The 25,287-nt window shown below is 60.1% G+C and carries 20 protein-coding genes; 5 read left to right on the top strand and 15 right to left on the bottom strand.

Annotated features, from left to right (window positions below; genetic code table 11):
* Positions 1-8: 8 nt before the first annotated feature.
* The 5 genes from ACFFT4_RS35160 to ACFFT4_RS35140 form a co-directional block, all read right to left on the bottom strand.
* Positions 9-3,560, bottom strand: coding sequence for a glycoside hydrolase family 31 protein (locus ACFFT4_RS35160; RefSeq protein ID WP_378054580.1), 3,552 nt, complete (start codon positions 3,558-3,560; stop codon positions 9-11).
* Between the two features lie 3 nt (positions 3,561-3,563).
* Positions 3,564-4,388, bottom strand: a complete 825-nt coding sequence (locus ACFFT4_RS35155; protein ID WP_378054578.1) for a carbohydrate ABC transporter permease — start codon at positions 4,386-4,388, stop codon at positions 3,564-3,566.
* On the bottom strand, positions 4,378-5,286 hold the full coding sequence (locus tag ACFFT4_RS35150; RefSeq protein ID WP_378054576.1) for a carbohydrate ABC transporter permease: 909 nt from the start codon (positions 5,284-5,286) through the stop codon (positions 4,378-4,380). The genes ACFFT4_RS35155 and ACFFT4_RS35150 overlap by 11 nt, the downstream gene beginning before the upstream one ends.
* Positions 5,287-5,399: 113 nt before the next feature.
* Entirely contained in the window at positions 5,400-6,758 is a 1,359-nt protein-coding gene (locus tag ACFFT4_RS35145; protein WP_378054574.1) for an ABC transporter substrate-binding protein, read from the bottom strand.
* Positions 6,759-6,901: 143 nt separating this feature from the next.
* Positions 6,902-7,939: a LacI family DNA-binding transcriptional regulator gene (locus tag ACFFT4_RS35140; protein ID WP_378054572.1), complete on the bottom strand. Its 1,038-nt coding sequence runs from the start codon at positions 7,937-7,939 to the stop codon at positions 6,902-6,904.
* A gap of 405 nt (positions 7,940-8,344) precedes the next feature.
* Between ACFFT4_RS35140 and ACFFT4_RS35135 the strand changes: the two genes are divergently transcribed.
* Positions 8,345-9,328 carry a hypothetical protein gene (locus ACFFT4_RS35135; protein WP_378054570.1) on the top strand — a complete coding sequence of 328 codons (984 nt, stop codon included), beginning with the start codon at positions 8,345-8,347 and terminating at the stop codon, positions 9,326-9,328.
* On the opposite strand, the gene ACFFT4_RS35130 is transcribed toward ACFFT4_RS35135, so the two are convergent.
* Positions 9,292-9,981, bottom strand: coding sequence for a TVP38/TMEM64 family protein (locus tag ACFFT4_RS35130; RefSeq protein ID WP_378054568.1), 690 nt, complete (start codon positions 9,979-9,981; stop codon positions 9,292-9,294). The two genes, ACFFT4_RS35135 and ACFFT4_RS35130, sit on opposite strands and share 37 nt — an antisense overlap.
* 130 nt (positions 9,982-10,111) lie before the next feature.
* Between ACFFT4_RS35130 and ACFFT4_RS35125 the strand changes: the two genes are divergently transcribed.
* Positions 10,112-10,687 carry an RNA polymerase sigma factor gene (locus ACFFT4_RS35125; RefSeq protein WP_378054566.1) on the top strand — a complete coding sequence of 192 codons (576 nt, stop codon included), beginning with the start codon at positions 10,112-10,114 and terminating at the stop codon, positions 10,685-10,687.
* Positions 10,680-11,474, top strand: a complete 795-nt coding sequence (locus ACFFT4_RS35120; protein WP_378054564.1) for a hypothetical protein — start codon at positions 10,680-10,682, stop codon at positions 11,472-11,474. The genes ACFFT4_RS35125 and ACFFT4_RS35120 overlap by 8 nt, the downstream gene beginning before the upstream one ends.
* Before the next feature lie 58 nt (positions 11,475-11,532).
* Here the strand turns inward: ACFFT4_RS35120 and ACFFT4_RS35115 are convergent, their stop codons facing one another.
* From ACFFT4_RS35115 to ACFFT4_RS35090, 6 genes are all read right to left on the bottom strand, one after another.
* Positions 11,533-11,880, bottom strand: a complete 348-nt coding sequence (locus tag ACFFT4_RS35115; RefSeq protein WP_378054562.1) for an Ig-like domain-containing domain — start codon at positions 11,878-11,880, stop codon at positions 11,533-11,535.
* Positions 11,880-12,386, bottom strand: a complete 507-nt coding sequence (locus ACFFT4_RS35110) for a hypothetical protein (protein WP_378054560.1) — start codon at positions 12,384-12,386, stop codon at positions 11,880-11,882. Before ACFFT4_RS35110 ends, ACFFT4_RS35115 begins: the two co-directional genes overlap by 1 nt.
* A 129-nt stretch (positions 12,387-12,515) precedes the next feature.
* Positions 12,516-14,963, bottom strand: coding sequence for a glycoside hydrolase family 38 N-terminal domain-containing protein (locus tag ACFFT4_RS35105; protein WP_378054558.1), 2,448 nt, complete (start codon positions 14,961-14,963; stop codon positions 12,516-12,518).
* Positions 14,964-15,174: 211 nt separating this feature from the next.
* On the bottom strand, positions 15,175-16,848 hold the full coding sequence (locus ACFFT4_RS35100; RefSeq protein WP_378054556.1) for a ribulokinase: 1,674 nt from the start codon (positions 16,846-16,848) through the stop codon (positions 15,175-15,177).
* Positions 16,849-16,880: 32 nt separating this feature from the next.
* Positions 16,881-17,585 (bottom strand): L-ribulose-5-phosphate 4-epimerase, encoded by a 705-nt coding sequence (gene araD, locus ACFFT4_RS35095; protein WP_378054553.1) that lies wholly within the window; start codon positions 17,583-17,585, stop codon positions 16,881-16,883.
* A gap of 108 nt (positions 17,586-17,693) precedes the next feature.
* Entirely contained in the window at positions 17,694-18,782 is a 1,089-nt protein-coding gene (locus ACFFT4_RS35090) for a GntR family transcriptional regulator (protein ID WP_378054551.1), read from the bottom strand.
* A 131-nt stretch (positions 18,783-18,913) separates the two neighbouring features.
* Between ACFFT4_RS35090 and ACFFT4_RS35085 the strand changes: the two genes are divergently transcribed.
* On the top strand, positions 18,914-19,102 hold the full coding sequence (locus ACFFT4_RS35085) for a hypothetical protein (RefSeq protein ID WP_378054549.1): 189 nt from the start codon (positions 18,914-18,916) through the stop codon (positions 19,100-19,102).
* A 13-nt stretch (positions 19,103-19,115) separates the two neighbouring features.
* Here ACFFT4_RS35085 and ACFFT4_RS35080 read toward each other — a convergent pair whose 3' ends face one another.
* Both ACFFT4_RS35080 and rfbF read right to left on the bottom strand, forming a co-directional pair.
* Entirely contained in the window at positions 19,116-20,903 is a 1,788-nt protein-coding gene (locus tag ACFFT4_RS35080) for a thiamine pyrophosphate-binding protein (protein WP_378054547.1), read from the bottom strand.
* Positions 20,900-21,679, bottom strand: a complete 780-nt coding sequence (gene rfbF / locus ACFFT4_RS35075) for a glucose-1-phosphate cytidylyltransferase (RefSeq protein WP_378054545.1) — start codon at positions 21,677-21,679, stop codon at positions 20,900-20,902. Before rfbF ends, ACFFT4_RS35080 begins: the two co-directional genes overlap by 4 nt.
* Before the next feature lie 196 nt (positions 21,680-21,875).
* On the opposite strand from rfbF, the gene ACFFT4_RS35070 reads away from it, so the two are divergent.
* The gene (locus ACFFT4_RS35070; RefSeq protein ID WP_378054543.1) at positions 21,876-23,366 is read left to right on the top strand and encodes an IQM protein middle domain-containing protein; all 1,491 of its coding nucleotides are present in this window, start codon (positions 21,876-21,878) and stop codon (positions 23,364-23,366) included.
* A 95-nt stretch (positions 23,367-23,461) separates the two neighbouring features.
* Here the strand turns inward: ACFFT4_RS35070 and ACFFT4_RS35065 are convergent, their stop codons facing one another.
* Complete coding sequence (locus tag ACFFT4_RS35065) at positions 23,462-25,246, bottom strand: SulP family inorganic anion transporter (protein ID WP_378054541.1); 1,785 nt, start codon at positions 25,244-25,246, stop codon at positions 23,462-23,464.
* Positions 25,247-25,287 lie beyond the last annotated feature (41 nt).

The following is a 25,287-nucleotide window of genomic DNA, read 5'->3' as shown; positions in this document are numbered from 1 at the left end:
TCCTTCGCCTATTTCCCGTCCAGCTCGATCGCGAACTCGGCCGCGCCTTCTCCCGCGCATACGAGCGCTTCGCCCCGTCTTTCCAGCCAGCGGCCCGGAGCAAGCTCCGCCCCGGTCTCCGCGCGCTCCCACCGGCGATCCTCCGACGTCACCGCAATGGGTGAGCCGGTCAATCCCCGGAACAGCAGCGTTGCGGACGGAATACCGGCTACTTCGACGCGGGCGCGAATCCGGCTTCCGTCCGTTTCGACGGACAACGAGACGCTTGCGCCGGGACCGTCCTCGAACTGGTAGTCCAGACGCCCGGTCGCGAAGATCGTCAGACACAGATTCTTGCAGCGATCCACCGCGTTCCCCACGTCGTCGGCGAGCTCCCTGGCCGCGCCGAGATTCAGCGGCACAACGGCGTTCTCTCTCATGTAGACCGGAATGTCGGACCAGCCCGCCTCGACCTCGGCCGTCCGCGGTCCGTCGACGACCTCCCCGCCAAACAGCGGCAGCCAGCGCCCTTCGGGAAAATACACCTCGGTCTCCAGCGCGCCCTCGTGTATCACCGGAGCGACAAGCAGGCTGTCTCCGAACAGGTACTGCGTCGTCAAGTCGGCGCACCTCTCGTCGTCCGGATAGGCGAGCAGCATCGCCCGCATGAGCGGATACCCCGTGGCCGCGCTGACGCGCGCCTGCTCCCACACATACGGCAGCAGGTTCATCCGAATGTCCGCGAATCGCTTGTACAGGGACAGCGCCTCCGGACGCCCCGTGCGCTCCGCGATATTCCACGGCGTGCGATCCATGTTGAACTGCCCTTTGCTCTCGGCGTGGTACTGCATGACCGGGCAGAACGCGGCCATCGCCGCGGAGCGGACGTACAGCTCCGCCGTCGGAATATCGCCCGAGAAGCCGCCGAGGTCCCAGCCCCAGAACGGAATGCCCGACATCCCGCAGCTCAGTCCGGCGACAAGCGTCGCTCGGAACGCCTCGAACGTCGATTGCTCGTCGCCCGCCCAATGCAGCGGCGCCGCCTGCGCTCCCGTATAGCCCGCGCGGCTGAACGTGATCGCCCCGCCCGGCACGTAACGATCCGCGAACTGCTGGAACGCGGCGATATAGCTGTTCGGATATTCGTTGCGCATCTCCGCGCCGCTTCGTCCGTCGCCGAACTTCAGCTGGGAGCCGTAGATGCATTCTCCTCCGTCCGTCTTGAAGCCGTCGATGCCGATATCCTCCAGCAAATACTGCCGCTTGCCGAGCCACCAGGCCGCGGCGTCCGGGCTGGTGAAGTCCGGCACGAGACTGCCCCTGAACCATTCGTAATCCGGGATGCGGTAAGGGCTGCCGTCCGCATGCCGCACCGCGTACCCCCGCCCGATCATGTACCGCTCGTCCTCGTCCCGCTGGGCGTGGGCGATGCCGTCCATAAACTTCATCACGGGAGCCTGCCACAGCAGCACGCGGATACCCTGACCGTGAATTCTCTCGACCATCCCGCGCGGGTCCGGCCACCTGCCCCATGCCGGAAAACTGAAATCGTCGTACGCGAATCGTTCCGAGCCCGGCTTCGTCTCATACCCCGCATCGTTGAAAATGTAAAAGGACGACTCGTCGCTCCACTGCTCCAGCACCAGAACGGTCGAAGGAATGGCGTGCTCCGCCGTGCGGGCCAGCTGTTCGTCCACCTCCCGCTCGCTGTCCCAGTTGTTGCTGGACATCCAGGGGCCGAACGCCCATTTCGGCGGCAGCTTCGGCTTGCCGGTCAGCCGGGCGAACGTGCCGACAAGCTCGAGCGGCCTCCCGGCGAACAGCCAGTAATCGAGCGCCTGCCGATCCCGCGCGACGTCCGCCTCGATCTGCATCAGATCGGAACGAACGGTGCCGAACCGGAATACCGAATAAAGCGAGCTTTGCAGATAAAAGCCGTAGCCGCCCGAGCTGTAGACGACGGGCACCGGAATGTACGTGCGCATTCCCTGGTCCTTGTATTGGTTAAACACGTAATTGTCCAGCTCGCAGCCCCGGTACTCCATCCGGGCGAATCGCTCGCCCATGCCGTACAGCCGCTCTTCGTCCGTAAGCTTGAAGTTGAGCCTGAGCTTGTATACCGTCCCGGTTCGGTCGACCAGCGCTTGCACGGGCGGCATGTCTTCGCGATCGTACCCGGCCGCTGCCCGGCCGCCACGCTCGTCCAGCAGGCTCAAGGAGAACCGTCCGGCCTCCACGCTCAGCTCCGCGTTTCCGATGCGGCAGCTTCCACTTACCTGCCCGATACTCTTCGCTCCCGCTTTGCCGCTATCCCCGTCGCTCAGCTCCAGCCGCAGCGACACCGCGCCGCCCGGATTGCTCCGCACCTCCAGGCGCGGCGCCGCTCCTCCTTCCGTCAACGGCTCGAAGACGACGGCCGCCCCCGCTTCCGTACGCGCAATCCCCGTCGCCGGGGACAAATTCGTCCAGCGCAGCACTTCGAACGAATACCACTCCGAGGCTTCGCCCGCGCCGCCCGGATTAGGAACGAAACGATAGCGAACCGGCTGCGTCGCCGCGAACGGCGGCAGCTTCGCTTCCCAATACTGCTCTCCGTCCTCGTTCTCTACGGCCCGCATCCCCTGGAAGCCGGGCGTTTCCTCGCCCGCGATAAACTCCAGCGCGATGTCGTCGTCCGGCCGGAAAGGCGCGGAGAACGTCCGGATCGCAACCGGCTGTCCGACGGAGACGAGCCGCGGGCTGCGTTCGTTGCGGCCCTCATGGTACGGGCTTTCCCCGCCGACCGGCGCATGGATAAAGCGGATGCCCGCGGCTCCATGGACCGACTTCTCCCCGGGAACAAAGCCCGGCGACTTGATTGCGAGCTGATCCTCCGCCCAAGCGAGGAAGGCGCTGCCTGCGCCGCCGGACAGGGCTGCGGCCCGGTCGCGTTGCGTGCGGGCGCGGGCGATCGCGCCGACTTCGCCGTAGTAGCCGGACAATAGCCCGGCCGCTTCGGCCTCTTCGACCCGGTCGGGATCAAGCCGCCCGACCGCCTCCAGCATCGCGAGATCCCCCGCGCTGAGCAGACCGAACGGCACCGCCGCGGCCACGATGTCCGGCCACACCTCATCCGAGCCAGGACGGCTGACGAAATGCTTGCCGTGCATGAACGAAGCGAAAGTCGCCTCGCGGATGCTCTTGCACAGCTTCTGCGCCTCGTCCGACCGATAAACGTTGCCTATCGATCTTAAAGCGGCGTAATAGAGCGCCAGATTGCTCAGATAGACGTCCGGCTCCTCGTCCCACAACCAGTGCGTATCGGGCCGGCTCCATCCTGCGGCGATCGCCCGGACGCTCTCGTCGATCAGCCCGGCATGCCGTTCGAGCAACCCTCCGCCCCCGACTCTGTTAACGTATTCTCCGGCAATCCACAACCAATAAGCTCGGGCACGGACAACCGGCCCAAGGCCGGCCAGCCGCTCCGCCTCCTTTTCCAGCCAGGGTCCGACTTCGCTTGCGATCCCCTTCTTCATTGCGCCGAACCGGAGGAGCGCCCCGTCGCGGAGCGCGTCTTGCAGCGTCTGTCTCGTCTTGTTCATCGGTCACTTGATTCCTCCCATCTGAAGTCCGGCCTTGAAGAAGCCCTGCGCGAACATATAGAGCACGATAATCGGCAGCATGGAGATGAGGCTGCCCGCCATCAACGTGTTGTACTCGCTGCCGTATTGCCCGTTCAGCGAGCTGAGCGCCAGCGGCAAAGTCATCAATTCTCTGTCCGACAGCACGATCAGCGGCCAGAAGTAATCGTTCCACGCCCCCATGAACGTCACGATGCCCAGCGTCGCGATAATCGGCATCGACAGCGGCACGATAATGCGCAGGAAGACTTTCGGCTGTGTGGCCCCGTCGATAAACGCCGCGTCCAGAAAATCGTTGTGAATCGTCTTGATGAACTGTCTGAGCATAAAGATGGCAAACGGATTAAACACGCTGGGCAGCAGCAAGCCCGTAAACGAATTAAGCAGCTGGAACTCCTTCAGCACGAGGAACACCGGAATCATCGTCACCTGGCCGGGCACCATCATCGTTGCGAGGAACAGCGCGAACACGGCTTCGCGGCCCTTGAACTCGATCTTCGCGAACACGTAAGCGGCCATCAGCGCGGATACGAGCACGATGCCGGTGCTGGCCACCGAGATGAACAAGCTGTTAAAGATCGCCTTGGCGAACGGGAATACGGTGAAAATTTTGCTGTAGCCCTCGAACGAGATTTTCTCCGGAATCCATTGGATCGGAATGCTGATCAGGGCGCCCTTGCTCTTAAGCGACGTGCTGACCATCCAGAAAAACGGAATGAGCGCGAACACGGCCAGTATCGACGCGAACACATAGAACAGCAGAGGCTGAACGAACCGGCTACGAGTCATAATGCACCCACTTCCTCTGCAGCTTCATCTGCACGATCGTAAACACGAAAATGATCACGAACAAAATCCAGGAGAACGACGAGGCGTACCCCATCTTGTAATATTTGAACGCGTACTTGTAGATTCGTTCGACCATCACCTGCGTGGAGCCGTACGGCCCGGCGTCCTGCGTCATGATCATGACCTGCGGGAACAGCTGGAACGAATTGATAATACAGATGACGAGGACGAAAAAGAGCATCGGCGACAGCAGCGGCAGCGTAATTCTCGTGAAGCGGCTCCAGAAGCTCGCGCCGTCGATATTGGCCGCCTCGTAATACGTCGGGTTGATTCCCTGCAGGCCGCCGAGCATAATGAGCGCGAAGAAGCCCATGTCCTTCCAGATGCTGGCGAACACGATGCCCGGCATCGCCCACGTCCGGTCCTGCAGCCAGGCGGGGCCGTCGATGCCGACGAAGCCGAGAATGGCGTTGACCGGACCGTAGTCGTCGCTGAGCAGCCATTTCCAGATGAGCGCGGCGGCTACCCAGGAGGTGAGCACCGGGATGAAGAAGACGACCCGGTACAGGCCGATCGCCTTGTACGCGTTGTTCAGCAGCACGGCCGCCAGTACGGAAGCGGCGAGAATGAGCGGGATGTACAGCACGATGTAGTACAGCGTGTTTTTGAGCACGCGCCAGAACTCCTCGCCGGCCAGAATGGCTTTGAAGTTGCCGAAGCCGAGGAAGTCGGGCGTCCCCGCCGCCAGGTTCCACGGATTAAGCCCGTTCCAGTCCGTGAAGCTGATGACGAGCGAGTAGACGATCGGGATAACGCTGAACACGAGCAGCCCGATCGAAGACGGCAGCAGGAACAGGACGATCGTCAGCCATTTTCTCCGGTTTCGTTGAGTGAGCATGAAGTCGAAGCACCTCGCGTTAAGAAGCGGCGGCTGCCTGACCGCGGCCGTCGGCCTGGATCAGACCGAACGAACCGGGGGCAGCCGCGCCCTCTCGTAATATCGAACGCGTCTTACAGCTTGATTTTCTCGGTCAGTTCCTTCTGCGCGTCGTCGAGCGCCTGCTGCGCGGTTTTCGCGCCTTCGGAGGCGGCGGTCAGATGAATGCCGAGAATGTCCGACATCTCTCCGAACTGCTCGATAACCGGCGGCGTGACGAGGTAGTCGAGCGAATCGAACACGGCCTGACGGTTGGCCGGAGGCGTCATCGACAGGTACGCTTCGAGGACGTCCGGATAGGTGACGGCCGGCAGCTCCCAGCCCGCGTCGACGCGGATTTTCGCCGCTTCCTTGCTGGAGCTGAGGAACTTGATCCATTCGAACGCCGCATTGGCGACTTTGCTGTCCTTGTTGATGACCAAGCCGTTGGAGAAAAAGTGCGTCGCTTTCTTCTTGCTGCCCGGTTCGACGGCGACGTCCCAATCGAAGGTGACGCTCTGCATGAAGTCGGAGAACGCCCATACGCCGGTGACGATCATGCCGAGGCGGCCCGCTTTGAACAGGTCCCAATCCCCGACGCCGCTGAGCTGCGCCTGCGTCGGCATTACGTTCGTCGAAAGCACCCGGTCGACGAGCCGCTGGAGCGTTTCCACGTTTTCCGGCGTGTTCACGGTGAACGCGGTTTTGTCGGCGTTCAGCAGGCTGCCGTTGTTTTGCTGCACCAGCTTGTAAAACTCGTGGAACTGAATCGGCTGGAACACGCCGAACGTATTTTTGTCGAGGGCGCGGATCTTCGCGGCCGCGTCGTCGAACTCCCTCCACGTCCAATCGCTGGTCGGAAGCTCGGCGTTCGCCTTCGCGAACAGCTCCTTGTTGTAGATCAGCAGGACGTTGGAGAAGCTGCCCGGCATGCCGTACTGCACCCCGTCCGAGGAAAAGGCGTCCAGCGCCTGCGTGTTCAGGACGGATTTATCGAACTGCGTCGCGTCGAACAGCGGATTGAGATCGAGCAGCACGCCCTTCTTGGCGTAAGACACAAAGTTCTCGTAATTCAGCTCGTAGGCGTCGGGCGCCTGGCCGGCCGCCACCCGGGTCTGCATCTGCGTAAAATAGTCGCCGTAAGCGATCGTCTCGATCTCGACCTTGATCGTCGGGTTGGCCTGCTCGAACTCGGCCTTCATCTGGTCCAGGTATTTCGCGGTGTCCCCGGCGCCGGAGAAGTTGCCGAATTTGACCGTCACGATCTCGTCCTTGGAAGCCGGGGCGGACGAGGAGCCGTCAGGCGACGCTTGGCTCGGGCTTGCGCCGCTGCCGCTATCGTTGCCGCCGCTATTGCCGTTGCCGGATTTGCCGCCGCTGCAGGCGGCCAGAACTGCGATCAGGGAAATCACAAGCACGAAAGAAAGCGCCTTCAATAATCCTGTTTTAATCATCGAATAAATCCCCCTATACGTGATTTGATCCTTTTATTCCTGTCTTGCGCGTTTGGCGCGGACAAGCTTACTTAAGCGTTTAACCTTCAATGCCGATTCGACCGGACGACAGTCTTTCGGCGAATCGTCGGCGGAGCCTGATTTCAGTCCCGCCGCAAATTGCGGACCGTCTCCCGCTCCACGATCTCCAGCGGGATGTGCGTTCTTTCGCCTTGCGCCCTCGCACCGCGCTTCTTGCGGATTTGGTCAATCAGCAGCTTCGCGGCAGTTTCGCCCTTCAGGAAAATCTGCTGCCTGACCGTCGTCAGCGGCGGCAAAAACATATGCGCCATCGAGATGTCGTCGAACCCGACGACCGAAACGTCGCCCGGCACTTCCTTGCCGGCTTCCTTGATGCCGCGGATGAGGCCGAACGCCACCATGTCCGCCGTCGCGAACACGCCGGTTATTTCCGGGTATTTCTCCGCGATCAGGGCGCCCGAGCTGCGGCCGTGCACGTAGCTGACCGAATTTTCGAACACGTAATCCGGATTGTAAAACAAACCGGCCTCCTGCAAGGCGCGCTTGTAGCCGAGAAATCTTTTCTCCACGACTCCGTCCTTGCGGATCATGCCGGTGACCAGCCCGATATTGCGGTGGCCGTTGTCGATCAGATGCTTCGTGGCCAGATAACCGCCCAGCTCGTCGTCGATGCCGACGTTCGTAAAGTCGTTGTCGTTCACGTAGCTGTCGATGAGCACGATCGGAATATTTGCCTGCTTGCATTCTTCGTACAGCTGCTCGGAGTAGATGCCCATGATGATTGCGCCGTCGAGGTTGCGGGAGGTGGAAATGTCGAGATACGTTTTGCCTTTGTCCACGCCCGCCAGGATGATGTGATAGCCGTCTTCCCGCACGACCGCTTCGATCGCGCTGATCATCTCGCTGTAGAACGGATTTTCGAAGACGAGCTGCTTGTGCTCCTCCGTCTGCGGAATGATGACGCCGATCAGCTCCGAGGTGTTCTTGACCAGTCCCCTTGCCGTAATGCTCGGAATGTAGTTCAGTTCCTTGATCGATTCGTGGATTCTCAGAATCGTGTCCTGCGACACTTTGTTTTCTTTGCCGTTGAGGACGTAAGATACGGCTGCGATAGATACTCCGGCGTTGCGGGCTACGTCTTTTATCGTAATTTTCCTCATGGTCTCCTTCTGTTCGGACCCCCCTTTGGGTTAAACGTTTAATAAAACTATAAACGCGAACTCTTCACATTGTCAACAGGAAAAAGAAAGCGTTTTAGCGGAAAGTTGGCTCAAGCGAGCAATAGATCCGCACGGCATAAGCAAAAACGCCTGCGGCGTCTTTAAGACGGCGAACGCGTTTTTGTCGGAGACGATACAGACAAGGATAAGGGTGAAACTTATAAATTCTGTATCGTTGAGAAGTCTGCTACGATCCGCTCGCGGCTTCCGGGCACAGGTCCGTCCGATTATGATTCAGAAGGCCATGCAATTGTTCCGCTGCGGTCGCTTGGCGTCTGCACCCCCGGCTTGCTGGGCGCATATCCTGCATTAATGACATACGCCCAGAGCGAAGGAGGAACGACCATGCCGAAATTAAGATCGACGGATGCCAAGCCGCTTCTGCGCAAGCCGTCCGCCGATCCGAAGGCTAAGCTATCCGCGCGCCAAGCGCCGCCCTCCCCCAAGAGCGCGGCGCACAAAACGAATAAAAAAGAAGCCGACAAAGGCGAAGTCGTACATCTGCATCAGAACGAAGAAACCGAACCGCGCGTAACCCGGCCGATTCCGTGGTGGGTATTTCCGCAGGAACAAGAACGGGGCCTGCTGGGACCGGGAGGCATCGGCGGCGGACCCGGAGGCATCGGTGGACCCGGCGGCTTCGGCGGGCCTGGAGGTGTTGGAGGGCCGGGAGGCATTGGTGGACCGGGTGGCTTCGGCGGGCCGGGTGGCTTTGGTGGACCCGGTGGCTTCGGCGGGCCGGGTGGCTTCGGCGGGCCGGGTGGCTTTGGCGGACCTGGAGGTTTCGGAGGGCCGGGTGGCATCGGCGGGCCGGGAGGCTTTGGCGGACCTGGGGGTTTCGGTGGACCCGGTGGTTTCGGCGGACCGGGTGGCTTTGGCGGACCCGGGGGCTTCGGCGGACCGGGACCGTGGCCATGGCCGGGGCCGTTCCCGCCGTTTCCCGGCCCGGGTCCGGGACCTTTCCCGCCTTTTCTCGGACCGTTTCCGATCTGGGGCCCCCGGCCGCAGCCTGTGCAGCCGGCGTTCATAACGGTGCAGATAACCGGAGGGACCGATTTGCCCAGAGTCAATTATTCGAACAACGTTGCGTTCTATCCGGGAATCACGATTCGCCAGGCGCTCGCTTCGAATGGACTCGTCGACTTTGGTCCCAACGGATTTATTGGCAACGTCGCGGGCATCCCGGTCGCCGACACGGTTGAAGCGCGGCTTAGCTACAATGGCCGGATCGTGCCGCAGACGCTGCTCGACTCTCCTGCGGACCCCGGAAGCGTCGTCGGTCTGGAGCTCAGCTATTCCTCGACGGGAGCCATTCCGATTCCGCTCTGATCGTCCTTTCCCTTCTCCAGCTCGCGCTGGACGCGGCGCCGGAACAGGAACGGGACCGACAATGCGGCGACGAAGACGCATCCTACGACCAGAAAATGCCGCCAGCCGCCGCTTGTCAGACTCGAGCCGAGAAAATTGTAAGCGAACGTGCCGGGAAGCGTACCGATAACGGTTGCGGGCAGAAACGCCCGCAGCCTGACTCTGGCCGCCCCGGCCGAGTAGCTGACCAGATCAAAAGGCACGAACGGCGCAATTCTCAGAAGAAGCACCATCATAAACCCTTTTCTCTCCATCGAACGCTCTATTTTCTCCAGCCTCGGATCGTCCTTCCCCTTGAAGAAGCCTTTGCCGATTTTTCTTGCCAGCAGGAAGGACAAGACCGCCCCCGTTACCGCGCCGACAAGCGTATACAGCATCCCCATCCACGTCCCGAATGCAAGTCCGCCGGCCATGGACAGGACCGAAGCCGGGAACAATACGAACGGACGGGCTATGTATAGACCGATATACAATACGGGAGCAATCCATCCGAAGATGAGCACCCACTCCCGAATCATCTCCGGACTGACCTTGAGCACCTTGAAATCGAACCAGAGCAGCGCCCCCGCGATCGCGGCAATGCCGACGATTTTCCACCATATGGACCCACGCATTCCTCATAACCCCTTTTCCGCGACGATTTGCCTAATAAATTAGCTTCTCTAGCCCCGCTATTTCGACTACACTTAAGAGAGGAAAAGTTTGCCGATATTCATATGACGTTGGAATAGGGTGAAGCTTCGTATGCAACGAAATTTGCTCCTCCTGCTCGGGCCGGGATTCCACACGCTGAGCGCAGCGCTGCAAGAAGAAATCTATCGGGAATTTTATCATTTTCTATATAAGCCTATCATGTATATGATCAGCGATCACTCTTCTGCCGAGGATATCATTCAGGAGGCGTTTATGACGACGCTCGCCAAATGTCCGGCGGCCGAGAACGAGGAGCATATGAAGGGCTGGATTAAAGTCGTTGCCAAAAACTTGACGATTAATTACATACGCAAAAGAAAAAAATCGAAAAACGATATCAGCCTCGAGCTGACCTGGGACGGAGGACCGTACACGTATGCGGCGGCCGGGTCGGTCGAGCAAGAGGTCGAAGCGAAATCGCTGGAAGAGCAAATCTCCCGCCATTTGATGGGAATGAAGCCCGAGCAGCGGACTCTGATCGAGTTGAAGTGGAAAAAGGGGTTATCCTACAAGGAAATCGCGTTGGAGGTTCAGGATACGGAAGTTGCGGTTAAGCACAAGCTCCACCGGGCCCGAAGCTACCTTAAACGCAAATTATCCAAGGAATGGGGGAGCCGGGATGAATAACGCGCAGCTGGAACGGCTGTTCGACGCCGCGTTCGATGCGGCCCACGAATCGGATGAAGACCATCTCATCGTTGACCACCAAGCTTCCTGGAAGCAGGTGCAGCGTCGCCTGAACGCCCGGCGCCGCAGGAAGAGCATGCGCTCCGCGCTGTCCAAGCTGGCGATCGTCGCGGCTTCCCTTACTTTGGGGGCGCTCCTCTTCGGCAACGACCGTGTCGTCAAGGCGATCCAACCGATCTACGCGACGATCAAGGAATATCCTTCGGGGCTTGTGAATCTGATTTTCGGGCGAACCGACGAGACGGACTCCTCCACGGCGAAAACCTCGCCTCCCCCGGCTCATCTGGAGGGGCTGCAGGTCCAGAAAATCAACGAATCGACGCTCGCGGCGACCGTAACGGAAGCCCAAGCGGTTAATTTGCTTTCCTTCCGGCCTCCGACATTCGATTACGTTCCAGCCAACCTCTCATTCAACAATGCTCTTCTATACTTTAAAGACGACAGGAACAAATCGGACTACGCAATCTTCAGATTCGCCTCCGATCAGGCGGAAAAACTTACTATTGTCATGCAGAGGGTCGATCCTAACGTCGGATTAAGCGCCAAAAATTCTCTCGATGGGGTGTCCGCCCGAAGCTTGCAGCTTAGCGGAGGGCCCGCCATTCTCCTGACGGCGAGCGATAAGAGCAGCACCTTGGAAACGATCCGGAACGATATTCACTTCTCCATCAGCGGTCCATTCCCCGGCGAAACGCTCATCCGGGTTTATGACGGCCTGAAGTGGTGATCTAACACGAACAAGGGACGATGCCGCAAGTCTGTCGCAGACTATGCGGCGCCGTCCCTCACTTCGTCGTAAAACGCAAATGATACGGAATCTCCATCCTGCTGTTGCGAACATTCGCGATTCTTCCTGTCAGAATAATCTCAATCGTATTGCCCGCCCCGAGCCTCTCGGCCTCTTCCTTTAAGTAAATCAACAGCCTCCGCTTGTCCGACTCGTAACGGTACAAAAAACGGCTGGAAATGAGTCGACCTCCATGATTGCCGTCCAGCACGAGAATATTTCTCGTGTTTAGCGTATTTCGGTTGATATCTTGCCGGAAAGAAATCGCGATCAGCGTATCTTCCGGAACTCCTACCGCGTTAGGCTGGGGGTGAGTTTCCTTGATCCATTCTTCGATAGTGCCCATTATACTCCCAGAACTGAACTGGTAATCGTTTCCCCTTCCTCGTATACACCGTTATGGATGACCCAATGGATCGTCCGGGCCCGATAGTAATAACCAGCTTCTACCGTTTTTTCGAATGTATTGTGATAGACGGAATCGTTGTTCGTGCCTACCGTAGAGCCCGCGCCGACAGTATCCCAAGAGCTTCCGGTCCATTTCTGAACGTAGAAGATGAGCCCGATCGAGTCGACCGTCCTGGTGGCGACAGTCGTAGCCGAGACAGTTACTTTGCCTTTGGTCGGCGTAATCGTGCTGACTCCGTTTTCCAAGTAGAGATGGTTCGGATTAAACACGCTGAACAGTTCGATAGGAGGCGCCGCCGTCAGCGCGACTGCTCCGGACGTTGCTTCCGACGCTTGGACCTCTGCGGCCCGAACGGCATTTCCAGACGACCCGAATGCGATGACGGCAACGAGAGCCGTCGCCAGTAACCCCTGCATTGCTTTCATCATTTTGTTTTTTCTCATCGTCATCAACCTCTCTTGTCTCATTGGTGTTCACTATATACACAATCGCGAGACAAAAAGGTTGCAGCATGTTTCGACATTTTTTTATTTTTTTCTTCACGTTTGCAGTTGCCGGTGACGACGACTGTTTTATATTGTCCGATACGCGACCGTCCCCGTGTTTAGGCCATGACAAATTTGAATCGCTCTCTCCGCCGTATCGATCGAGCTTCCCCATTGCAGCATGTAGCGGAACTCGTAAAAGCCTCCGAGGGTCGCTTTGAAGTTTGTCTCCCAATAGTTCGTAAGCACCCAGGCATACAAGGAGCGTTGGCGGTCCTCCTGCTGCTGGCCGTGAACAAGCCGTTGTCCGTATTCGAGCGGCCCGGTCTGCATTAACGGCGTATCCGGAGTCGCAATCAGCAGCCCGTTGTCGGGCGCGATCAAGGCCAGTCCTTCCTGAATGCAGTAAAAGTCCGTACACGTCCCCGGGATCTGATCCTTGCCCGGCCTGACATAAGCTCCCGCTTTTTCGAACCACAGCTCCCCGTTGTCCGCTTTGTTGAAGGGCAGGGACACATAGACGTTCTCCGGGTCCCAGACGCTATCCTTATGAATGCGAACCGATACGTCGACGCGGGGCTGCTCTCTGTAAACTTTAAGAAACAGGGAATAATGACTCATTCCTTGAACGCGATATTTCAATTCCACAATGCCGTAAAGCGGACCGTTCGTAATTTGCTTAACGCCGGACAATACCCCGATCGAACGTTCGACATCGATCCCTTTGCGATTTCGTCCCATCGTTCTCCGAACGTTCATCTGATCGCCGTTCGCCCCGCGGGTGATCTCATAGACGGGAGTGAACGCTCCGCAGGCTTGAGCGCGATCGATCCATTCCTTGCCCGTTTGCTTGTCGATCCAGGACACAATCCCCTCCCCCGTCTTCCACGCGATCCGCACGAACGGAGATTCAATGCGGTTTTCCGCAACGGTCAGTTGGAGAGGCTCCTTTTGCTCGAGGGAAATCAAGTCGGCCATATCGTACATTCCGTCGGCTCCGCTCAGCCGGGTGCTGCTCGTCGTACTCTTTTTCACGTTCGAGGCGCTGCGAAGCGAGAATCTCTTCTCTTCCTTGGCCGCAAGCCGGACTTGAACGGCAATTTGGTACCCTCTGCTGACTCTCTCCTGCTGATGCGGGACAACCGCGCCCGTCTGTTCATCGACAACCTCGAATCCCTCTCTGAAGCAGTCGGCTTCCCATTGTCCTTCCAGATAGAAAAACGCCAAATCCTCGACGGGAAAATCGTGCGAATTGATCGCTTTATAGGCGAAAGCCCGATCCGGCCTTAACAACGCGTCTCCCCGCTGCTTCAGAATGTCGTCCAGAGCGGTATGGACCAATCTGCTTGCATTGCCCGCATAGGCTTCCTTCCTCACGCCAAGCTCCTGCACCATCATATGCCACGGCTCGGAGATCGAGGAATGGTACCCCCAAGTGTGCTCGGCATACATCATCAATTGCCGCTCCGCCTGCTCGATTCTGTCCGGGTCGACCACACTGCGATCCGCGTCCAGACGGTTGACCATATTTAAAGTCCGCTGCGCGTTTCTGAAAATCTGCGTGTGCATCGCGGTCGAGGCAACGCCGTCGGACCACCAGTCCGGCCAATCTCCGCGATAGACGGGAATCGTCTCCGGCTGCTGCTTCAGCAAGTCGAAATAGCGGTCGAGCGTCGTCATCTCGATCTCGACCCGGTCCCCGTGCTTCCGGTTCCATTCCTTGATAAAGCTCATTACCTTGCCGCTAGGCGCCGCATTGTCCGTTAGCAATCCCATTACGTTCACGAGCGTAAAATCGTACGGATACGCCTCTTGTTCAAGCTGCCCCAGATAACGGGAGATTCGGGCTTCCGCCAGCGTCCAATGATCTTCCGCTATGCCCCATACGGACCATTCGTCCTTTATCGTATAAGACAGCGTGGCGTCGGGGTTGAGGCCGAGCTCGTTCCCCACCATGTAATGCTCGCCGTTCCAGACGAGAATCCGATTGCCCTTGGGCGTCTCCCAGTAAAACGGATACTGCTTGCGACCGAGGGCGAACATGCCGTGATGCGTATGAATGCACGACAGCAGATGTTCAATGCCGGCATCCGCCAACGCCTGCGCATACCCCCAGCTGTAGCCGTTGATGTCCGCGGTCATCGCCGATCTCACCTGCAGTCCGAGAGGCTCCGCAAACTTCCCGGCTTTCGCAAGCATGACGCTCAGCAGCTCGTAATTGACCAATTCCGTCATATTGAGATAGCTGCCGGACAATTCGATATCGCCTCTCCGCAAGGCGGAGACAAACTTTTCTTTTTCTTCCGCGGTTGCCTGCTCCAGAAATTTCTCGACCGCCCAGAACGTTTCGCAGGTCCATTTGAACCCTTCCCATTCCGGACGGGCGCCCGAATGGGAGGCGTTGCTGATGGCCACGGCTTGTCTGATGAAATCTATCTGGTATTGCTCGATCCTCTCTTGTCTTTCCGTATAGCCGATGTCCGTGTGGGAATGCTGGATGGCATAGATTTTCCACTTGCGCTTCAGGGAGTTCATGAGCTTAATCTCTCCTTTTGTTGTTTCGTCCACCTCCATTTTAGCGCTCGAATCCGGCCGAGTATTTGTAAAGAAGCGTCATGTTTTTGTGCGATGCGGACATTCGGGAATTTCGGAGCCTGGCGCACATGCCAAAAAAAGGCTGTCCCGCAAGCCAGCCAAACGGCTCTTGCTTGCGGGACAGCCCCGAGGGCTTGTCTGCTGTTCGTCCTTACTTGGAAGCTTTGTCCTTCAGCGCCTTCAAACGCTTCATCACGTCGTTGGCGCCGCGTCCGAAATAGTCGTGCAGCTCGCTGTACTCCCGGTACAGCTTCTCGTAGACGGCCACATTTTCCGGAATCGGCTTAAACGACTCCTCGCGCACCCGCGCCATCGCCTTCGCCGCGTCGACGACGCTGTCGTAGCCGCCTCTGGCGCTTCCGGCGGCGACCGCGCCGAACATGGCCGCGCCGACCGCCGGCGTCTGCTTGGAATCGGCGACTTTAATCTCGCGGTTGGTCACGTCCGCGTAGATCTGCATGAGCAGCGCGTTGCGCTGCGGCAGCCCGCCGCAAGCGTACACCTCTTCCACCGGAACTCCGTTGCTGTGGAAGGCGTCGATAATTTTGCGCGTGCCGTATGCCGTCGCTTCGAGCAGCGCGCGATACACTTCCTCCGGCTTCGTCAGCAGACTGTAGCCGACAATGACGCCGGTCAGGTTCGTATCCACGAGCACGGAGCGATTGCCGTTCCACCAATCGAGCGCGAGCAAGCCCGTTTCCCCGGGCTTATAGGCGGACGCCCGCTCCGTCAGCCACTGGTGAACGCCAACGCCTTCCTTCCCCGCCGCTTCCTTCGCGTAAGCCGGAACGGCTTCCTCCACGAACCATTCGAAGATGTCGCCGACCGCGGACTGCCCGGCCTCATAGCCCATGTAGCCCGGAATGATTCCGTCCTCGACGACGCCGCACATGCCTTCTACCGCAACTTCCTCCGTGCCGAGCAGCATATGGCAGATCGACGTTCCCATCGCCATGACGAGCTTGCCCGGCGTAACGACGCCGACGGCCGGCACAGCCGCGTGCGCGTCGACGTTGCCGACGGCGATCGCCGTGCCCGCGTTCAGGCCGATCAGCCTCGCCATCTCCTCCGTCAGCTCGCCCGCTTTCGAGCCCAGCGGCTTGATCTCGCCGCGAAGCTTCGTCTCCGTCAGCTTGTCCAGACGGGGATCGAGCGCCTTGAAGAAGTCGTTGCCCGGATAGCCGTCCTGCTTGTGCCAGATCGCCTTGTAGCCGGCCGTGCAGCTGTTGCGTACGAATTGTCCCGTCAGCTGCGAGACGACCCAGTCCGTCGCTTCCGTGAACAGATCCGTCGCCTCGTACACTTCAGGCGCTTCGTTGACGATCTGCCAGATTTTCGCGATCATCCATTCGGAGGAGATTTTGCCTCCGTAGCGGGGCAGAAACTTCTCTCCGCGCTCGGCGGCGATCGCGTTGAGACGGTCCGCCTCGTCCTGCGCGGCGTGGTGCTTCCACAGCTTTATCCAGCCGTGGGGATGGTCCTTCCACTCCGGCTTCAGGCACAGCGGCACGCCTTGCTCGTCGACGGGCAGCATCGTGCAGGCCGTAAAATCGATGCCAAGCCCGATGATGTCGTCCGGCGAAACGCCGGACTGCCGAAGCACCTCCGGAACGGAGCGGCGAAGCACCTCCAAATAGTCGTCCGGATGCTGCAAGGCCCAATCGTGCTCCAGCTCGCGGCCGGAAACCGGCAGCTTCTCGTCGATCACGCCGTGAGGATATGGAGTGACGTGGTCCGCGATTTCATTGCCGTTGGACAAGTCGACAAGCACGGCACGGCCGGATTGCGTGCCGTAATCGACGCCGATTGCGTATTTCTGGCTCATGGGTAACCTCCTGTTATCGATAGAATAATGGCTTAATGGCGCGAATCTTCGGGTTGACCGTAATAGGCGTTCGCTCCGTGTTTGCGAAGGTAATGCTTGTCGAGCAGCGCCTGGTTCATCGGACCGACTCCCGCGTTCAGCTGTCTCGTATGGTAGGCCATCTTCGCCACTTCCTCGAGAACGACGGCGTTATGCAGGGCGCTCATGGCGTCCTTGCCCCAAGCGAACGGCGCGTGGCTGTTCACGAGCACGCCCGGAACGCGGTCCGGATCGATCCCGCGGAACGTCTCGACGATTACGTTGCCCGTCTCCGCCTCGTATTCCCCGCGAATTTCCTCGTCCGTCATCTGCCGCGTGCAAGGAATCGTGCCATAGAAATAATCGGCCTGAGTCGTTCCGAGCGCCGGTATTCCCTGCCCCGCCTGCGACCAGATCGTCGCCCAGGGAGAGTGCGTATGCACGATGCCTCCCACATTGGGAAAAGCGCGGTACAGCACGAGATGCGTCGGCGTATCCGAGGATGGCCGCATATCGCCCTCGACGACGCGGCCGTTCGCGTCGACGACGACCATGTGCTCCGGCTTCAGCTCCTCGTAGGGCACCCCGCTCGGCTTGATCACCATCAAATCCGAGGCTCTGTCGTATCCGCTTACATTGCCCCATGTGAAGGTGACCAGGCCGTACTTCGGCAGCTCCGCATTGGCCCGGCACACCTGTTCCTTAAGTTGATCTAACAAGTGAAAACACTTCCTTCCCCAGTAAGAAAAAGCTCTGCGCGCAGCTCTCCCTTTTACTCTGCTAGGTCGATTATACACTTGTACGTACATCTATGTCGAGATGCTCCGCTAACGTTTTTCCGCTACGGATTGCCGCTCGACCAGCTTGGGCGCGTACAGCACGTCTTTGTCCGGCGGGCGCTCGCCGTTTTCCAGCAAAGAGACGAGCAGATTCGCCGCCCGCTCGCCCAGCGCGGACTTCGGATGCTCGATCGTCGTCAGCTTGATTTCCGTCGCCGTCGCCAGGAACGAATCGTCGTAGCCGATCATGGACAGATCGTCGGGAATCCGCAAGCCCAGCTCTCTTATCGTATCGAGCAGCGATACGGCCAATTGATCGTTGTAGCAGACGATCGCCGTCGGCCTCTGTTCGGACAACAGCATCTCCCGCAGCAGACGCTGCGGCCGCTCCTCCCGGTCCTCCGTCGAATACCGGACGATCGTGCTCGCGTCCGGCGGCAGCTTGCGGTCGCGGCAGGCGCGGATAAATCCCTTCATCCGCCGCACGCCCTGCAGGTCGTCCGTCTTGAAAAATCCGGCGATTCTCCGATGTCCGCGCTCAAGCAAGTAGTCCGCGGCCATATAACCTCCCGCGTCGTCGTCGACTCTGACGCTCGGGCAGTCCATGTCCGGATACCGCTCGTTGATCATCAGCATCGGAATGCCGTGATCCTCGACGGCCAGGTAATTGTCGAAATTCGGGTTGCCTTCCGCGCTCTTGGTCGGCTCCACGATCAGCGCGCACACCGAGTGGCCCAGCATCATTTCCAGACATTCACGCTCCCTGTCCTTGCGGTGATCGGTGCTGGACAGCAGCAGGCGGTAGCCTTTATCCTTGAGCGCCGACTCGACCCCGCGAACGATGGAAGGAAAAATGTAGTCCGAGATCGAAGTCGTAATGATACCGACCGTCCGATTGCCCGACGAGGCGCGGCGTTCCGGGGATTGTCTGCCGACGAACGTCCCCTTGCCCTGCTCGCGGGCCAGCCAGCCTTCCCGGACCAGTTCCCCGAGCGACTGCCGGACCGTCTGGCGGCTGAGCGCGAATTGCTCGGCCAGCTCGTTTTCCGACGGCAGCTTGTCCCCCGGGCGGTAACGTCCGGACGCGATCCAGGACAGCACCTCTTCTTTAAGCCGTATATATTTCGGAGATTGCACGGTCTCGGGTCCTCCTCATTAAGCATAGTGCCATTATAGCATACGTTTTCACTTGTACGTACCTATTCTCCGCCTGTCCTTTCAGGCGGAGCGGGTTGGAATTTCGTATTATGACTCCGGAGGTCGTTTCCATGGCAAACCGAATGATCTATTCGACGGAAGAAATCGATATCAGCGCCGACAGCGACAAGCGGCTCGTACGAATCGAGCTGTCGAGCAGCGGCTACCGTCAACGTTACGTTTCTATCGTGATCGAAGAACGGGAGGAGCTGGAGCGAATTATCGCCGCCCTGCAGGAGGCCGGATCGGCTTTGTCGTGAGGCGCGGAGAAGTTCAGGGCTCCTCGAGAAGCGGCACAATCATGCTCCGGCGCAGCTCCTCCCTGTCCAGCAGCGGTTCCATATCCTCGATCGGACGCCCTACGCCCAGCTTCGGATGCACGGCTGCGCCGGCAGAGATGGCGATCTCCGCGACGACGGGACCTTCGGCCGCGGACAACGACTTCAGCAGCTCCTCCAGCTCGCTCCAGGATGCCGCCCGAAGCCCGGCGATGCCGTACGCTTCGGCGACCTTCGCGAAGTCGGGACAGCTGTAGCCGGACACCGTGGAAGCCTGCCGGCCGCCGAAGTACAAATCCTGAAACTGCCGCACCATGCCCAGGGAACGATTGTTCAGCACGAAGACGGCGATCGGAAGCCGCCAATGGACGATCGTCTGCAGCTCCTGGATGTTCACCTGCATGCCGCCGTCCCCCGCGACGAGTGCGATCCGCCTGCCGGGCACGGCGAACGCCGCGCCGATCGCAGCCGGAAGGCCGAATCCCATCGCCCCCATGCCCCCGGCGTTCAGCAGCCGCGCTTCGCCCCGGACGGGCAGCGACTGGCTCGCCCACATCTGATGCTGTCCGACGTCCAGACAGACGATCGCATCCGCGCCGATCGCCTCTCCGAGCCGCTCCATCAGGCGGTTCGGGTCGATCTCGCCCTGTTCTTCCTTCGCCCCTCGTATTCCGACTGCGGCTGCCGCTCCCGTCGGATATTTCCGCCGACAAAGCGCAAGCCAGTTCTTCCATGCCGACCCTCCGCCGAGCTGCGGACGCCGTTCCCATTCCGCGGCCAATCGGCTCAGAAAAGGCTTCAAATGCCCGCGAATCGCCATATCCGCTTGGACCTTCCTGCCCAATTCCGCTTCGTCGATATCCACGTGAATAACGCTCGCCTCGCGCGCGAACGTCTCCGGACGGGTGCCCGTCTGCCGCGTATCGAGCCGGGAGCCGAGCACAAGCAGGCAGTCGCAATTGGCCAGCGCCAAATTCGCGTAACGATGGCCGTACGATCCGATCAATCCCAGATTCCATTCGTAGTCCGTCTCGACGGCGTCCAGTCCCATCAACGAACAGACTGCCGGTATGCCCGCCCGCGCCAGCCAAGCGCGCAGCTCCTCCGTCGCCCCGGCCTGGCGCACGCCTCCTCCGACCAGCACCATCGGCCGCGCTGCCTCTCGCAGCATCGCCGCCGCCCGCCCGACCTCGTCCTCCGGGACCGTCGGCAGAACCGCCTCCGCTTCCTCCGCTTCCGAAAATCCTTCCATCCGCTCCGGATCGATCTCCGCGCGCTGCACATTCATCGGAATATCGAGCAGCACCGGACCGGGCCTTCCCGATTGCGCGATCGCCCACGCCTTCTCCAGCTCGAAGCGCAGCCGGCTCGCGTCCGCGACCATGGCCGCGTATTTCGTCAGCGGCCGGACGACGCTGACGATATCGGTCTCCTGAAAGCCGTTCTGCCGCACCGGATCGTCGAACTTGAACTCGTAGGTGTTCACCTGGCCGGTCAGGAACACGCAGGGGACCGAATCGAAATAACAGCTGCCGATCCCCGTCACCAGGTTCAGCGCCCCCGGCCCGCTCGTCGCCATCGCCACGCCGACCTTGCCGCTCGCCCGCGCGTAGCCCTCCGCCGCGAACGCCGCCGCCTGCTCGTGATGCATCGATACGGCCGCGATATCCTCGCGCTCGGCCAGCGCGTCAAGCAGATGCGCGATCGCTCCGCCCGCCATCTCGAAGACGTGCGTAACCCCCTGCCGGACCAAATATTCCGCCACGTACCGAGCCGCCTTCATGACCGCCATACCTTCCACGGAGCGCTGCCCGTTTTCCACAGCGTCTCCAGCGACATTTTGTCCCGCAAGGTGTCCATCGGATGCCAGAAGCCCTCGTGCCGGAACGCCATCAGTTGATTCAGGCGCGCCAGACTCTCCAGCGGCTCCTTCTCCAGCATCGTGCCGTCTCCGCCCATGTAAGCCAGCGCCTCCGGCTCGAACACGAAGAAGCCCCCGTTCATCCAGCCTCCGTCGCCCTTCGGCTTCTCCCGAAAGCCGCGCACGCCGCCTTCTTCGCCGAGCTGAAGCGCGCCGAACCTTCCCCCGGGCTGCACGGCGGTAACGGTCGCCCACTTGCCGTGGGCGCGATGGAACTTGACCAGCTCGGCCAGATCGACGTCGCTTACCCCGTCCCCGTAGGTCAGCATGAACGGACCGTTGGCCAAATAGGCGCCGATCCGCGCGATCCGCCCTCCCGTCGACGTATCTTTGCCGGTGTCGACCAGCGTCACCTTCCACGGATCGGTCAGCCGCTGGTGAATCGCCCTTCTCCCCCCGTTCGAGAAGTCGTACGTCACATCCGATTCGTGCAGATCGTAATGGGCGAAATATTCCTTGATCAGAACGCCTTTATAGCCGAGCGGAATAACGAACTCGTGAAACCCGTAATGCGAATAAATTTTCATGATGTGCCATAAAATCGGTTTGTCCCCGATCTCGATCAGCGGCTTGGGCCGAACGGCCGTTTCTTCGCTGATTCTCGTGCCGTAGCCCCCGGCGAGAATGACGACCTTCAAGGGACCTCCCCCTCTCCCGTCCTTGCGGACGAAGCTCCGACGACAATCTCCTACTACTTATGCCGGAGCGCTCGCAGGGGTGTGGACAAGAGGGCGGATAACCGGAATTTACGGCAGCTTTCCCGATGAAAAGGATTGCGAAGTATCGCGAAAAAAAGTACGATGAAGGCAACATCAAATATTGGAGACGATTTCCATGACGCGTAATCGCAGCAACGCCGTGTCGGGCCGCCCGCCCGTGCTCGGAAACCGCGGCTCTAACGGCTCGATCGCCATCGGGTCGCACAGACGGCAGGGAAACGCGCCGCTGATCGGCTCGCACAGGCAGCGCCGGGAGGAGCAGCCGGAGCAGCCGTCCCTCGGCAATCAGGACAGGCTCCAGGGCATGCAGCAGGAGCCGTTCGAGATGAAACCGATGGTCAACGGCATGGACAAGTTCGACGAGTGGTTCCCCCAGCCCCACTCCAGAATGCATACGGTCCTGCCCTCCAAGACGTTTTACGCGGATACGGAGGAGAAGAGAGCGCCCTACGCCCGCAAGTTCAACGAGGACGGAACGATCTCCAATCAATCGGACGGAGAACATTTGAGCACGATTGGCGCATTGAGCGCCCCGGTCCAAGGCTCCAAGCCCGACCGTCATATTTTTACGATGGACGGAGGCGGCAATTTCTATACGGCCGACGCCATTCACGAGACGACCAAGCGCGGAAGGGAAGCCCAGGCGAGGTTTAATCTGGCGGAGCCCGGCGGCCAGGAAGCTCCGGCGCCGGTGTCCTCCTATTACGAAGGCGAGGGGGGCGGCCCGGAGCCCAACTACGTCGAGATCCAGGAAGAGTCGGAAGAGAGCGGGAGTGGCTACGGCTACTCGCAGGTGGCGCCGTCGACCTCCGACAACAACTATATCGAGATCCAGGACGAATCCGCGGAAAGCGAGTCCGACGGCTACGGCTACTCGCAGGTAGCGCCGTCTGCCCCCGACAACAACTATATCGAGATCCAGGACGAATCTGCGGAAAGCGAGTCCGACGGCTACGTTCCCCAATACATGGGGGAGCAGGAGCCGCGAAGCTCCGACGGGCAATATCTCGATTCCCCGCCCGACAGCCCGGACCATTACTACGAAGCGCAGGAGCACGACGACGCTTCTACCTATTACGGGTCGGAAGTCGAGCAGGAAGAGGAAGAGACCGGTCCCCAGGTACCTTATCAGGAACGGTTCCACCACTCCAGCTTTCTGGCGGGACAAGCCGTTGCCGGAGCCGGGGAGATGCAGGTGCGCGACGGCCAGATCGAGCTCGTCTCCGACGCAAGCGGCCACTATCGCCCGGGCTCCAAGCAGATGCTGCAAACCGTGCAGGAGCTGGAACGGAAAAAGGTGCCGGTCGAGAGAATGGGCGTCGAGTTCATCGGCAAAGGAAATGCGGCTCTGGACGCGGACGGCTATGCGAGTATGGACGAGAGCGGAGATACGATCAAGGAAACCAACATGCAGGCGTCGGCACTGGAGCTGCTGGGCTACGCCAACCATCGCAATCCCGAGAACGCCGAGACGGAGATGCGGGCGAACCACGCCAAGAAAAACCGCTTTTTGTCCGAGCTGCTCGGATTGGCGGGCAAATCCAAGAAAAAGGACGAGGTGCGTCCCTCCGACAACCCTCAACCAAGCCGCTGGAGAAGAAGATAGAGCGAGGCTGACGGCTTCGCAATCGATCGGCCGGGAGAAATTTCCGGCCGATTTTGCGTGGCGAAGAGGAGGGCAGAAGCCGACGAAAGCTCGCCCTAGATAGCCGCTCCCGAAGCGCCTGCCGTCGCACCCGCCGTCCCCGGAACTCCTGCCGCGCACAGCGTTCGTTCCTGCGACAGCTCGGCGCATTCCCGGAAGGCGAAATGCCGGCAGCCGGCACACCGGGCCTTATCCAGGCAGCCCAGCGCGTAGCCGATCGCCTCGCCCGTATGGGCGAAAAACCGGTCCCGGCCGATCGCCTCCGCCAATCCCGTCCGTTCCAGCACTTCGCGCGGCTGCCCCTGAATGCCGGACACGAGCACAACGCCGCCCGCGCCGAGAAATTCCCGCACCAACAAGGCCAGATTGGCTTCTCCCGTCATATCGATCATCGGAACCTTCGCCATCCGGATCAGCAGCACGCGATGGGACCGGCCGACCACTTCGTTTAACGCCCGGCCGAACGGCTCCGCCGCGCCGAAGAACAGCGCGCCCTCCACCGTCGCGATGCGGATTTGCGGACAATCCCGCTTCTCCGTCACCGCCCCCGGCACCACCTTGCCATGGCGAGCCAGCGGATCGGGCAGCACCTTATCCACCTTGATCATCCCGCCCATCCGCTTCACGAACAGCACGACCGCCAGCACCAGCCCGGCCGTAACGGCGGCCGTCAAATCCATGAACACCGTAAGCAGGAATGTCGCGACCAACACGAGCGAATCGCCCGTCTTCGTTCGCAGCAGCTTCGCGAAATTGCGATACTCGCTCATCTTCCACGCGACAACCATCAGCACCGGAGCCATGCCGGCCAGCGGAATGCGGGAGGCGAGCGGAGCGAAGAGCAGCAGCACGGCGAGCACGACGACGCCGTGAACGATGCCCGACACGGGACTGACCGCTCCCGACTTAATATTGGTGGCCGTTCGGGCGATCGCGCCCGTCGCCGGAATGCCGCCGAACAGCGGGGCAACCATATTGGCGACGCCCTGTCCGATCAGCTCGCGGTTGCTGTCGTGCCGCGTTCCGGTCATCTCGTCGGCGACGACGGCCGACAGCAGCGATTCGATGCTGCCCAGCATCGCGATGACGAAGGCCGGATACAGCAGCCGTTCGACGCGGTCCAGCGTGATTTCCGGCAGATGAAACGCCGGCAGCTCGCTCGGGATCGCGCCGTAGGCGGAGCCGATCGTCGCCACGCTGCCGTCGAACAGCAGACTCGCGGTCAGCGTCGCCGCCAGCAATCCGACGAGCAGCGCCGGCAGCTTCGGCGCATAACGCGACACGAGCACGATAACCGTCAAGCTGACGAGCGCCGTCGCGACGCTGTATCCGTCGATCAGCTTCGTATTCGCCGCGATCTCCTTCATGTTGGCCAGAAAGCGCTCGTGTTTGTCCAGCCCGTCCATCCCGAGAAACCCGGGAATTTGTCCCGTGAAAATAATAACCGCAATGCCCGCCGTAAATCCGAGCGTTACCGGCCGGGGAATAAAGCGAATCAGCGCGCCCAGCCGGAACAATCCCATCAACAGCAGCATGACGCCGGCCATAATGCCGGCCAGCAGCAAATTCTCGTATCCGTACTGCAGCACGATCATGAGCAGCACCGGCACGAACGCCCCCGTCGGCCCTCCGATCTGGAACCTCGAGCCCCCGAGCAGCGAGATCAGCACACCGGCCACAATCGTCGTATACAATCCATATTGGGGACTCACGCCCGACGCGATCGCGAAAGCCATCCCGAGCGGAATGGCCACGATGCCCACGATCAAACCCGATACCAGGTCGCGGCGCAAGGAACCGACATTGTAATCTGCAAATCTCCCCAACCAACCCTGCTTCATTTTACCCCTTCTTATTTTTGAATATTTGATTATTTGAATAT

Source organism: Cohnella cellulosilytica (assembly GCF_042431195.1).
In the GTDB taxonomy this organism is placed as follows: Bacteria; Bacillota; Bacilli; order Paenibacillales; family Paenibacillaceae; genus Cohnella; species Cohnella cellulosilytica.
The sequence above is the reverse complement of the archived record's forward strand: the minus strand, read 5'-3'. Positions and strand labels throughout refer to the sequence as shown.